The sequence below is a fragment of the Bacteroides sp. HMSC067B03 genome (assembly GCF_001811315.1).
In the GTDB taxonomy this organism is placed as follows: Bacteria; Bacteroidota; Bacteroidia; order Bacteroidales; family Bacteroidaceae; genus Bacteroides; species Bacteroides faecis.
The window spans coordinates 298037-311898 of record NZ_KV804412.1 but is presented as its reverse complement, the minus strand read 5'-3'; the positions used below and the strand labels follow the sequence as shown (position 1 = coordinate 311898).

General features: G+C 49.5%; 7 protein-coding genes and 1 riboswitch. Of the genes, 6 read left to right on the top strand and 1 reads right to left on the bottom strand.

Features of this window, described 5'->3' with window-relative positions:
• Positions 1 to 6: 6 nt before the first annotated feature.
• On the bottom strand, positions 7 to 4776 hold the full coding sequence (locus HMPREF2794_RS20325) for a hypothetical protein (protein WP_004293579.1): 4770 nt from the start codon (positions 4774 to 4776) through the stop codon (positions 7 to 9).
• 91 nt (positions 4777 to 4867) lie between these two features.
• A riboswitch (cobalamin riboswitch) is annotated at positions 4868 to 5056 on the top strand.
• Between the two features lie 156 nt (positions 5057 to 5212).
• Here HMPREF2794_RS20325 and HMPREF2794_RS20320 point away from each other — a divergent pair.
• The 6 genes from HMPREF2794_RS20320 to HMPREF2794_RS20295 all read left to right on the top strand — a co-directional run bounded on the left by HMPREF2794_RS20320 (position 5213) and on the right by HMPREF2794_RS20295 (position 13855).
• The gene (locus HMPREF2794_RS20320; protein WP_004293580.1) at positions 5213 to 6172 is read left to right on the top strand and encodes a DUF4465 domain-containing protein; all 960 of its coding nucleotides are present in this window, start codon (positions 5213 to 5215) and stop codon (positions 6170 to 6172) included.
• A 53-nt stretch (positions 6173 to 6225) separates the two neighbouring features.
• Positions 6226 to 8034, top strand: a complete 1809-nt coding sequence (locus tag HMPREF2794_RS20315; protein ID WP_004293581.1) for a PKD-like domain-containing protein — start codon at positions 6226 to 6228, stop codon at positions 8032 to 8034.
• Between the two features lies 1 nt (position 8035).
• The gene (locus HMPREF2794_RS20310; protein ID WP_004303979.1) at positions 8036 to 10162 is read left to right on the top strand and encodes a receptor L domain-containing protein; all 2127 of its coding nucleotides are present in this window, start codon (positions 8036 to 8038) and stop codon (positions 10160 to 10162) included.
• Between the two features lie 71 nt (positions 10163 to 10233).
• Positions 10234 to 11304, top strand: a complete 1071-nt coding sequence (locus tag HMPREF2794_RS20305; RefSeq protein ID WP_004293583.1) for a glutaminyl-peptide cyclotransferase — start codon at positions 10234 to 10236, stop codon at positions 11302 to 11304.
• Positions 11304 to 11801, top strand: a complete 498-nt coding sequence (locus HMPREF2794_RS20300) for a transposase (protein WP_004303978.1) — start codon at positions 11304 to 11306, stop codon at positions 11799 to 11801. Before HMPREF2794_RS20305 ends, HMPREF2794_RS20300 begins: the two co-directional genes overlap by 1 nt.
• Positions 11798 to 13855: a TonB-dependent receptor gene (locus HMPREF2794_RS20295; RefSeq protein ID WP_070752440.1), complete on the top strand. Its 2058-nt coding sequence runs from the start codon at positions 11798 to 11800 to the stop codon at positions 13853 to 13855. Before HMPREF2794_RS20300 ends, HMPREF2794_RS20295 begins: the two co-directional genes overlap by 4 nt.
• Positions 13856 to 13862: the final 7 nt, after the last annotated feature.

Here is a 13862-nt window from a genome sequence, read left to right as displayed (position 1 = left end):
AAGTTTTTAATAAGAGTGATTTAATATCTGGTAATGGAACGAGGGGTAATTGGCGCACAATACCGTAATGGAGTCTCCCTTGGCTAACGTGTAACTGGCAAGATCCCCGTTGTGGTTACGGATATTGGTGAATACAAGGCTATTCCCCCAGTTGTAGTTGTAAATTAGGGTAAATATGCAGGCGAAGTCCGACGGCAGAGTCGAGTAACCGAACATGGTGGCCACGGACGATGCCGACGGCAGGGTCACGCTGTACTTCTGGTTGGCATAAACGAAAAAGATGTTGAACTGCGAGAAATCGATCGTGTAACCGCTGCCTGTGAAATAGACATTCTTGATCTTGTTGCCGATGCAGGCAGGGGCTATAACAGAGGCATTGGACCATATTCCGTAGTTACGGTTACCGTTTTTGACATCGATATAAAGCCCGTAGTTGTTATTAAAGATGCTGTTCACCTTGTTGTTCACAATACGTCCGGTGGCACATGATCCGCCGGCGGATGCCGGTATGGTGTTGCTGCCGAACAGGACATACGAAATGGTGTCCCCCACGCGGAACAGGTCGTCGTAGATGGCAAGGCCGCCGCCTGAGCCGGTTCCTGTCGCCGTCGAGCCGATGCGCCCCTGACCGATGACGAATCCCCCGATGGTGCCGGCATTGGCGTTGATGGTGCCCGTCATCGTGACATTTCCCGAGGCGTCCCATTTGATATTCTGGTTGGCCAGATAACCCGATCCGTCATTGGCAAAGGAGATTTTCCCGCACCCGAACGTGGCGGAACCGTCCGTGTTCAGCGCCCAATAGTTTACTCCGGTGGAAGGGTTGTCGTGGTAAATATATCCTGAAGCCCCCATAACGATGCGGTGCCCCGAGGCCGGAGCCGAAGCGGTCAGGGCGCTTGTTCCGAGAATCCAGCCGCCGATCTTGCCGCTCACGGCCGTGATACCGTTCCTGTCCAGCGTGACCTTTACGCTATTGTTCGCATCCTTGACGGAGATGCTGCCGTTATAGCTGCTCCCTCCGACAGTCAGGGCGGAATCCACGATAATCTGGTTGGCGCGTACGGTTCCCGTGTAAATGCCGTTGGCATCGATGGTGGTCGTGTATTTCTCCGTGGAGGTAAGGTCGAAGACCGTGGCATAGGCCACATACCAGATGACAGGCGTATCGGAAGTCCCCTGCGTGCCGTCCACGTAGAAGAAATGGGTGCTGGAAAAATCGGCGGTGCCGCACACGACCTTGTAGACGTATTCTTTCCAGTCGCCCGTGCCGGCGTTCGACGTAAGCCACCGGTGCGAACCTCCCGTGCCGACGCTGTTCGTCGCCCAACAGAGATTTCTGCCGGCGGGGATCTTGGCGATAATGCGGGCGACGAGCACCTTGCGGTAACCGCATTTCGCCCCGAAATAGAAGCCTCCGTTGCGAGGGCTGGCACTGCCGCTGGTCTGGATTTTCAGGACATACTTGCTGTCATTGGGTGCCGTGGCATCCTGCTGCCGGGTAACGGTCACCATACCGTTCTGGGAGTTGTTGTAAACCACGACACCGTTGTTTCCGTTCCAGAAAGTCGGGTCGCGGTAGAGCATCTTCCCGAACGCCATGGCCGAAGCGAGTTCCTGCGCCGTCGTGATGCCCGTAGTCCACTGGGCGGATACGGATGCGGCAAAGGTAACCGTGCCGGCGGCATTCCATGAGATATTACCCGAGGCTATGTGCCCAGACCCGTCGTTGTTCAGACTCCATTTCGTGGAGTTGGCGATAGATCCGTCGCTGCCCAGCGAGATGTTGTTTTTCCAGATATGGTTGTGGTCGAAGGCCCACCCCGCGATACGGTTGTATACCTCCTTGCTGCCGCTTTTGGTATAGTTCACCGAGAGGCAGAAGTATTCCAGATTGTCCCATGACATCATCTGAAGACCTATGAATCCGGTCTTGACACTGTTGCCGGATGCCGCCACCTGCCCGAGGACGATATGCCCTGCATTGCTGCTCTGATACCACGTAAGGCATATACCCAGCGGCTTGTAGGCTCCCGTGTACCAGTAACCGCTGCCCGTGGAGGCGGAACGGATTTGCAACGGGATGGCACCCACAGCTCCGACGTTCCCTATGGTCATGTTGTCACTGCCGATGGAGAAACCGCCGATCTTGCCCTTCGTGAACGTGCAGCTGAGACCGTTGATGTAATCGGTATTGATAATGGACGACTTGATACCCACGGCATCGAGTTTCGAGGCGCTGATGCTGCCCGCGGCGATACGGTCTGCCGAAAGTGTTCCCGTCTTGATACTGCCGGCATCGATCGCCACGGCGTTGACCTGCGCCGCGGTAAGGGTGCCCGTGTAAATCCCTGTCGAGCCGATATAGGTCAGCGGGTGCGCCGCAAGCGTGCTGTCCGTGCTTTGCGCCAGAGCAATGAACCGATGGCGGCGGATCTCCTCCTCGACGGCAGCCGTGAGGGTGCGCGGCGCGGGGGCATAGGCTTGTGTGGAACCGCTCTGGAAGATAAGGTCGTTGCCGTAAGCGATTTGCGGAGCTGCCGGAATCGGCGAAGGACTATAACTGCTGCTCTCTATCGGCTGGTCGGAGTAGAGGTGGTACACGGCACCCGTATCGCCGCCGCCACGCAGGAAGACGGCGAACATGCAGTAGTTGCCGCACAGCTGCGCCCCGGCGAACATCCGGCAGTAGGTCTCGGAAAGGTCATAGATATCCCATGAATAGGCAATGCCACCCCAACCGCCGAAGTTGGTTTTGATAAGTACGATCAGACCTCCTTTGTGCGTGGATGTGTTCCACGAGACCGGAGCCTGCTCGGCATATCCCCGACGGACGAGAATGGTACGTTTGATGTTCTGGTCGCCACCTTTGAAAACGACTGGATAATAGGTCGCTTCGTCGCCGTTGATGATGAGTTTCTTGTAATATCGATAGCCGAAGTTCGTAACCTTGGCCGCTTCGATGTCGTTCTTCCATTGCAGCGATACGGAAGCCCCGAACGTAACGTTCCCGGCAGTGTCCCATGCAATGTTGCCCGAGGCGATCTGCCCCGAACCGTCGTTGTTCAGTTTCCATTTCGTGGAGTTGATGATCGAGCCGTCGCTGCCCAGCGACACGTTGCCCTTGCGAATGGAAGTCGTGTCGATCGTCCAGCCGGCTATGCTGTTGCTCGAACCCAGCTGTGCCACGCAGTACCCTGCACTGTCCGTGGTATAGAGCCCGAAGTCCGTGTCGCTGTTGTAGTAGAGCTGCACCCGCTGCCCGCTAGCGACACCCGAATTGGCCCCGTACACCGCGATGCGTCTGTTGCCGCTGTCTATCGAGATATGCGTGGCAGTGAGGGCCGAAGCCCCGATCATCCAGCCGCCGATTTTTCCTTTGGTGAAGGTACAGCTCAGGCCGTTGATATAGTCCGTGTTGATGATGGAGGACCTGATGCTGGCGGCATCGAGCTTCGAGGCCGCTATACTGCCTGCCGCTATGCGGTCGGCGGAGATGGTTCCTGCGGTAATCTGCGAGGCGGTGATACTGCCGGTATAGATTCCGTCGGCCGTGATCTTCGTCAGCTTGGGATAGCCGCTGCCGCCCAAAGCCGTGGTGAGGGAGCCGATAGGTGCCGTCCACAAGGCACTGACCGTCGAGGCGAACGTGACGTTGCCCGAAGCGTCCCACGCGATGTTGCCGCCCGCGACCGCTCCGGCTCCCGAGGCATCCAGCCGCCATTTATAGCCCCGGATACCGTTCGAGCCGAGCGTAATGCTACCTGCGGCAGAGGTGCAGCTCCCCACAGTGTTGTTCTTCGTACCCCGGTAAAGGGAGTCGGCATCCACCGTCCAGCCGCCGATTTTCCCTTTTGTAACGTTCAAGGTCAGAGCTTCGATGTTTCCGGCGGTAATCAAGGAGGCTTTCAACGCCGCCGTGTCGATGCGTGCCGCAGCGATAATCCCCGATGTGATCTGGGAAGCACTGATGGAAATCGTCTTAATCGTATCGGCCGAGAGTGTTCCGGTAAAGACGCCGTCCTTGTCGATGTAGGTCGCACCGACCCAGTTCAGACTCACTCCGCTGCCGAACTCGACCTTGCCTGTCGTGGCGTTATACCTGACATACTGGTCGCCATAACCCAACTGGGCGTTACCGCCGTTATCTACATAGAAGGTTTTGTAGCCATCCCTAAATCCATAGATGCCGTTTACCGCCTCTGCGGCGATCGTTCCCGAGGAGGTCTTCGTATTGAGTGTAAACGAGCCTATGGCTATCCCGGAGACGGTGCCGTCGCTGTTTTTCGTGCCCGCAAAGAGTTTGGGGGTGATGACCGTGTTGCCGTTGATGAGCGTCTTACCCGTATTCCACTCCTTGACCCAGTCGAGCATGTCGGCATCGACCCCGTCCTTGCCCGGGATACCCGCCTTGGCTTTCGACCAGACGAACGACAGATGATAGACAATACCGGAAATTGTCACGGGAATATCTATTGTTCCGTGGTCGGCGAGGGTCGTCGTACCGGCGGTGATAACGTAGGTTAAGGTCTTCGTGCCGTTATTGACGGTAACGGATGAGAATCCCGCCGGCTTACCCACCGCACCGATGGTAAAGGCCGTGAGTTCCTCGTCCCCGCACATCACCCGTACGGTCGAGGTGAGAGTGACGGACGAGAGAATCTTCCCCGTGTCATCCGCGGGGAACACGTATTCACCCAAAGACTGGGTTATGGTATACCCGTCCTTCTGGACATAGATGGTCGCCTGTCCCCGGGCGATGAGAATCTTTGCCATGAAACCTTTTTCTGAAAGTATAGTGCGGAATGATTCCGGCAGGTTGCGGATTTTTTTTCGTGTAAATGATATTATTATAAAAAATATTTGTATTTTTGTAATTGGAAATGGTTCCGGGCGGTTCGCCGCCACGGATGAAAAGGGAATCCGGTGAGAATCCGGGACAGTACCCGCTGCTGTAAGTCCCCTCAAGGTTGCCGCAACCTGCCACTGGTGTAATGCTGGGAAGGCGCGACGACTGGGACGAGTCAGAAGACCTGCCATGACCGGAAAAGGATTTACACCCGCGGGAGAAAATCGGGTTGCGATCAGATACGGAATGCCGTAGGAGTCATTCTCATATTTGAAGACAAACATAATCCCGTTCGTGTAAACCTGCGCGAACGGGATTTTTTGTGTTTGTTAAAAATATGTTTTATTAAAAAACAAGTAAGCTATGAAAAGAAATTTACGCTTTCTGGCGGGAGCTTTCCTGTTGACGGCAACCGCCCTGTTCACCGGCTGTAATTCAGACGATGACTTTTTGATGAATCCTCAAACTGATTCAGTAACTCCCGAAACCCGAGCCAACTTTAATGATGATGGCACTACAACCATTACATTCGATGACTTCGATGAAACATTCATGGCGGTTTCGCCTAAAGCAGAGAACTACTACACGCTTTATGGATATACTGCAGAGAACCAAATCAGGGAAATATACGATCCCGATTTTGTGTTTGTCTCCGACATGAATACTGTAACCAATTCTTATGGAGCGTATACTGAATTTTCCAGTGGTGCCATTGCGTTGTCGAAATACAATTATCGTTCTGATTCTGCTGCCGGCAAGACTTCTGGAACTAATTGGTGGTATACTTGGGAGAATCAATGTAGTGTCTATAATACAGCATCCACAGATGGGGCCAATACAGGGGCAGGTCACAGCGGTTCCAATTTTGCTGTTGTATACGGCTACTCTGATTTCGGAAATACGGAGTGGATGGCCAAACCTGAATTCTATTTTGACTCCCCTCGCAAATTCAAGGGTTTATGGTATTGTAACACAGCATATACCTATGGTGTGATTATAAATGGTAATCAGTTCGGAACATCGGGTGTTGCAACACCGTTGAGTAATCTGAAAGATTCTGACGGCAACAATATAGGATATTTCCAAGTCAACATCGAATGTTATGACGTAGATGGAAATTTGATCACCACTGTATCGAAATTGTTGGCCGACTACCGATATGATAAACCAACAGTGTCCCCCGTAACTACATGGACATATTGGGATATTAATGTAGCGGATGTGCAAAGTGTAAAATTCAATTTTGAAGGATCTGATGTCGATCCTATATATGGACTCAATACTCCGGCGTATCTTTGTATAGACGACGTTACAATAGAATAACAATTTAATATAGTTTGGCATAGAACTGATTTCAGTTCTATGCCTTTTTTATTATGAAGGCTTTCATATTTAGTATTCTTGTACTTTTGTTTTTTATTACAAGCTGTAATAAGAACGATGTAATTACTGAAGAAATAAAACAAGCTCCTATAATTGAACTCGATAGTGAGACTGGCATTTACACTATCAAAGTTGGGCGTGAACTGACAATTGCCCCGACATATAAATATGCGAATAATGCACTTTATGCATGGACAGTAGATGGAAAACTTCTTTCATCTGAATCAATATTGAAGTATACATGGAATCAGGAACAACATCTATATATCAAATTGCGAGTTGATACACCAGAGGGTTATGCGGAAGAAGAGTTAAAAGTAGAAGTATTGGAGTTAACTCCACCTACAATTTCAATCATAATCCCCTCTAAAGGATTAAAAGTGCCTCAAAACACGGATTATATTTTATCTCCAGATATTCAACATGACGATCTTGAAAATTTTAGAATTGAATGGGTACGCGATGGAGAAATCGTCGGAACAGAAAAAGCATATACGTTTCACGAAAAAGAACTCGGTACATATTCGATAACAATCCGGGCATCCAATATAGACGGAGAAACAATCCGTGATTTCGACGTAGAAGTTGTGGAAACAATGCCTTATTCCGTACGGTTTCCGACACCATCCTATACACAAACTTCTACGGATCGTTATACTTTTGCAGGGCGTCCTGTATATTTGCGGCCTTTGCTGGAATATTTCGATTATCCACAGTATCAATGGCAGGTCAATGGAAAAATTATGGAAGCCGCTACCGACAGGGTTTTTAAATTCACGCCGACGACTCCTGGAGAATATTTCGTTGCTGTTACTGTTACAGAAAAAATGCCCAACACACAGCCACTTTCACGTAACATAACACGTAGTAATACTTCAATTACAACGACAGTTAAGGTTATTTGTGAAGAAAAAACGGAACAAGAACGCTATCGGCAAGCGACAGCGACAAGTTCAGGTATTTGGGATAAGGTTTATGAATTCATTCCTGCTCCCGGACAGTTTATTAATGAGTTATCCCAAAATACCGGATTTATAGGAAATGAAACGACGCCCCAACAAGCCATAGAGTATGCAACGAAACGATTGAACAAAAAAGCGCATGTTTCACTGGGATCTTTCGGTGGTTATATCATCATCGGTTTTGACCATAGTATTGCTCCGAGTGGCCGAGAATACGATTTTGCAATACAAGGAAATGCTTTTAACAGTTCGAGCGGTGGCTCAAATGAGCCGGGCATTGTTTGGGTAATGCAAGATATAAATGGCAATGGCCAGCCAGACGATGAATGGTATGAATTAAAAGGATCTGAAACCGGCATCGATGGTACAATACAAGACTACGAAGTAACTTACTATAGACCTGCACCCAGAGCACATACTCCGTGGGTAGATAGTGAAGGTAATTCAGGTTCTGTCGATATGAATGCATACCATGGCCAAGAATATTATTATCCCAATTGGATTAAAGAAGATAGCTATACATTATATGGGACGCGTCTGACTCCTCGCAACAATCAAGATCCCGTTACAGGATATTGGGCGAATAACGCTTATGAGTGGGGGTATGTGGATAATATGGGTTCAGATAATCTGGTAGGAGGAAATGTCATTGATGGTAGCGGTCAGCGCAACGGATTCAAAATAGCCAATGCAATATATCATGACGGGACTCCAGTAAAATTGCAATATATAGACTTTATCAAAGTTCAGTGTGGAGTATTATCGAAAAGTGGTTGGCTTGGAGAGATATCCACAGAAGTATTTTCATTTGAAGACTTATCAATAACTAATAATCAATAATATGAGACAGTTTTGGCTTTTACTATTCATTGCCCCATTTCTTTTTTTATCATGTTCAGAAGATAATCAGACTCCAGAAAGTCCTGCTGATGCCGATGACAATTTTATCACATCAGTCGTGATGACTGTGGCAAGTCAATCCTATACAGCGGAAATAATTGACAATATAATTACCATAACAGTTCCATATACTGTTTCGTTAAATAATGCTCAAGTCGAATTCAAATACACATCCTCGGCAACAATTATTCCCGATCCGGCAAGCATTACTGACTGGGATACGGAACGAACGTTTCGTGTAACCTCTTACAATGGAGAAGCGAATGATTATACATATAAAGTCATTAAAGACGAGATTCGCTATGAAGGGGATGTGGAATTGAAGACAACAGCGGATGTTACGGCTTTCATTGATACGGACGTAACGGTTATCAAAGGTGATTTGATTATCGGGTCGGATGCTGAGGATGCAGAAGAATTGTCGGATATCGCCGCATTAAAAATATTGAAGGAAGTCGAAGGAAACATCATCATTCGGAAAAGTTATGTTGGACAAGATCTTACGGGACTTGATAATATCACTTCAATTGGAGGTTTGCAAATAGGAACTGAAACTGCCTTTGCGACCAACAGTAAATTGCAGATGGTCAGTATGAGATCTTTGCAGCATATTACTGGCGACATCGTTGTCTGCAACAATCAAGTAGCATATGTGCAATTCGACAACCTTGAAACGATTGATGGAAATATAATATTCAGGACTTCATCTCTACAAAGTTTTGAATTCCCTAAATTAACCACTGTCGTAAAGGATTTTGATCTCCAGTGTCTGACAAGTGACGGAGAACCAGGAGGAGAAATCACATCTTTGAGAATTCCTGAATTGACAAAAGTAAACGGTCGCTTAGGGGTTAATAATTTAGGCAAAATGATTTCTTTGGAATTTCCGAAATTACAAGAAGTTGGAAGTGTGGATTTTGCTTCTATACCGATTCCGTTGGAGACCCTTTCATTGCCGGAATTATCGGTAGTAAACGGCGACCTTAATCTCGTTTCCAGTTATATTGCGTCCGATGCTTTTACATCTACGGGAAATAATAAATTACAAGAAATAGATGGACTGTCTAACTTGTCGATTGTTAAAGGCACATTGACAATATCTAAATTCCAAGTCTTGAAAAAATTACCGGATTGGAGTAAATTAGAACAACTCGGAGGACTGACCTTGCTGCGTTTATTGGAGTGTTCTGATCGAATTTTAGATTTGAGCAAAGTAAATTTTGTACCTTTTGAGGATAACGAACCTTTAATTTCTATTACAGACGGGACTATATTCTCAAAAATTATCACAAAAGAGGATATGTCGCAAGTTAGCATGTTTCTAGCTCCGAGCGGTATTACCGGTTCAAGTGTTGGAATAGATCCAGAATTGAATTTTAAGAGTATTAAGAATTTTAAGTATTCTAGCAATATGACAACAGATCCTGTATTCCAATTTGAACGAGTTTACGGGAATATGGAAATTATAAGAGGTTCAAAAAAAGGCGTTTCAGCCCCTAACTTGGTAAGTGTAGATGGATATTTAAGCATCGAAACTACAATGGCAAACAATATCTCGTTCCCGAAATTGGAAATTGTCGGAGGTCAGTTATGTATTATCGGTAATCTGAACGCTGTTTCTAACTATGATTATGATTTTACGAATTTAAAGTCAGTCGGTTGTTCAAGCAATCCTCAATATATCAAAGAAGGGGTGATTAATAATATTTTATATGGTTCTTTAGATTTTATGGCATCAAATAAAGATTTTACATTTCCGTCATTGGAACATGTCGGGGGTGTTGGTATGACTGTTCGTGCCGTAAAAACTATTTCATGCCCCAAATTGCAGGCCATTGATGGAACACTTTGTGCTGCAAATGCAGCATCGCTTACGACTTTCAATATGCCAACTTTAACAAAACTCTCAGGAGTTCGATTTATCCGGTTGACACGGTTTGTTGATTATACGTTCTTCAAATCTTTTGTAGAAGAAGAGCAAATCAAGAAAGAAGACTGGCTTGTAACCAATTGCGGTTATAACCCCACCTACGAGGATATGCAAGCCGGTCGCTATACCCAGCAGTAACACCCATTATTTTACAAGGGAACAGGGTACTGGCCGAAAGACCGGTACTCTTTCCCGTTTATAACAAGCCAATGAAACATCTGATACGACATATCATTCTTCTATGCGGGTTGCCGCTGTTGCTGGCGGGCTGCATGGAGTGGGACTACGGAGATGCGGTGGAAGATTTCAACGCTACCGGAGCCGGGTTGTTCATCACCAACGAGGGCAACTTCCAGTACGGCAATGCCACGTTGTCGTACTACGACCCCGAAACCCAACAGGTGCAGAATGAAGTGTTCTTCCGTGCCAACGGCATGAAGCTGGGCGACGTGGCGCAATCGATGTGCATCCACGACAATAAGGGCTGGGTCGTGGTGAACAATTCCCACGTGATTTTCGCCATCGACCTCAATACGTTCAAAGAGGTGGGCCGTATCACGAACCTGACTTCGCCGCGCTATATCCATTTCCTCAGCGACGAGAAAGCCTATGTCACCCAATTGTGGGACAACCGCATCTTCATCATCAACCCCAAGAAATATGAAATCACCGGTTACATCCAGGTGCCGGACATGACGATGGAAAGCGGCTCCACGGAGCAGATGGTGCAGTATGGCAAATATGTCTATTGCAACTGCTGGTCGTACCAAAACCGCATCATCAAGATCGATACCGAAACGGATCAGGTGGTAGAAGAACTGAAAGTCGGCATCCAGCCCACCTCGCTGGTAATGGACAAGAACCACAAGATGTGGACGATCACCGACGGTGGGTACGAGGGTTCGCCCTACGGCTACGAAGCCCCGTCTCTCTACCGCATCGATGCCGAGACGTTCACCGTAGAGAAGCAGTTCAAGTTCAAGATGGGCGACTGGCCTTCGGAGGTGCAGCTCAACGGTACGGGCGACAAGCTCTACTGGATCAACAAGGACATATGGTCGATGGACGTGGATGCGGAACGTGTTCCCGTGCGCCCGTTCCTCGAATACAGCGGTACGATTTATTACGGCCTGACCGTCGACCCCGTGCGTGGCGATGTCTACGTGGCCGATGCCATCGACTACCAGCAGCAGGGCATTGTCTACCGCTACTCGTCCGAAGGTGAACTGATCGATGAATTCTATGTCGGGATAATCCCCGGCGCATTTTGTTGGAAGTGATGGGCAGGATACGACACCTATACCATCTCATCTTCGTTACCAAAGGACGCAAGATGACGATTCCGACAACGGGAAAAGGATTGATGCTCGAGCGGATGACACGGATTTTTACAGGGAAAGGTTGCCGCGTACATGCCGCCAATGCCTTTCTCAACCACGTGCATGTACTTGTCGAGATTCCGAATTCCGGGGATTTCAGCAAGATCGTGAACAAGGTGAAAGGCGCCACGGGAACGGTATACCAGAAAACCCCGGAATATGCCGACTTCTCCGGTTGGGCTGCCGGATTCGACTCGTTCAGCGTGTCGTTCAGCGACCTTCACCGGCTCAGACGGCACATCGAGGAGCAGCATACAATCCATCAGGAGATCTCGTTCGAGGAAGAATACGGACAACTGCTTGAAGAGAATGGGTTCGACCCGCATCAAACGTCCGTGCCGGCATCCTCCACGGTACATTTTTCCGCGAATACCCACCCTAAAAACGGAATCAAATGATTTATACGAAATACATACTTTTCTCGCTACTGCTCGTCTGTCCGTCCGTATTGTCCGCGCAGGGAATCACACGACGCATCCACCAGATAGACGAGGTCACGGTGTGGGGCAAACGCCCGATGAAAGAAATCGGCGTGCAGAAGACGAAGTTCGACTCGCTCGCACTGAAAGAGAACATTGCCTTATCGATGGCCGACATTCTGACGTTCAATTCGTCCGTGTTCGTCAAGAGTTACGGACGCGCCACGCTCTCCACCGTTGCTTTCCGCGGCACGTCGCCCAGCCACACGCAGGTGACGTGGAACGGCATGCGCATCAACAATCCCATGCTGGGTATGACCGACTTTTCCACCATACCGTCCTACTTCATAGATCAGGCCTCGCTGCTTCATGGCACGTCGTCGGTGAATGAAACGGGCGGCGGACTCGGCGGACTTGTCAAACTCGGTACTACGCCGCAGGTCGGCGAGGGCTTCCATGCCCAATACGTGCAGGGCATCGGGTCGTTCCGCACGTTCGACGAGTTCGCCCGCTTCACCTACGGCAGCGACCGATGGCAGGTCTCGACCCGCGCGGTCTATTCGTCGTCGCCCAACGATTACAAGTACACCAACCACGACAAGAAGATAAATATCTACGACGAGGAGAAGAACATCATCGGACAGTATCATCCCAAGGAACGCAACCGATCGGGTTCGTTCAAGGACCTGCACCTGTTGCAGGAGGTATATTACAACACCCTGAAAGGCGACCGTTTCGGGTTGAACGCATGGTATATCAACTCCAACCGGGAACTGCCGATGCTCACGACCGATTACGGCGATAAGACCGCCTTCGAGAACCGCCAGCGGGAGCAGACGTTTCGTGGTGTCCTGTCATGGGACCATATCAAAGAGAAATGGAAAGTCGGCGTGAAAGGCGGTTATATCCATACGTGGATGGCCTACGACTACCGTCGTGAGGTGGCGCCGGACAACTGGGCCTCCATGACCCGTTCGCGGAGCAAGATAAACACGTTCTACGGACAGGCGGAAGCGGAATACTCGCCCGGCAGGAAATGGTTCTTCACCTCGAACGTATCCGTGTACCAGCATCTCGTGCGCAGCGAAGACAAGAACATCATCCTTCAGGATGGCAACAAAGCCGTCGTCGGATATGACAAGGGGCGTGTCGAGCTCTCCGGTTCTGTATCGGCCAAATGGCAGCCTGTCGAGCCGTTGGGCTTGTCGCTGGTCTTGCGCGAGGAGATGTCGGGCGACAAATGGGCTCCGCTCATCCCGGCATTCTTCATCGACGGACTGATTTCGCGCAAAGGGAACGTGATGGTGAAAGCCTCCGTATCGCGCAACTATCGTTTTCCGACTTTGAACGACCTCTACTTTCTGCCGGGCGGCAACCCCGACCTTAAAAACGAACACGGCTTCAGCTATGACGCCGGAGTGAGTTTCGATGTCGGCAAAAAGGGGGTATATAAACTGGGCGGCAGCGCAAGCTGGTTCGACTCCTACATCGACGACTGGATCATCTGGCTGCCGACGACCAAGGGGTTCTTCTCGCCGCGCAACGTGAAGAAAGTCCATGCCTACGGTGTCGAAGTGAAGGCCAACCTTGCCGTGCAGCCGGCAAAGGACTGGCTGATAGACCTGAACGGTTCCTATTCGTGGACCCCCTCCATCAACGAGGGCGAAAAGATGTCGCCCGCCGACCAGTCGGTGGGAAAACAACTGCCTTACGTGCCGGAGCACTCCGCCTCGCTGACAGGACGGCTGTCATGGCGGACGTGGGCGTTCCTCTACAAGTGGGCTTACTACTCGGAACGTTTCACCATGTCGAGCAACGATTACACGCTGACAGGCCACCTGCCCCGGTATTTCATGAGCAATATCTCACTGGAGAAAATGCTGTCGTTCAAACCGCTGGATGTACAGTTGAAACTTGCCGTCAATAACCTGTTCAACGAGGACTATCTCTCGGTGCTGTCGCGTCCTATGCCCGGCATCAACTTCGAGTTCTTCATCGGCATCACCCCGAAATTCGGGAAAAGCAGAAAATAATGTAAAC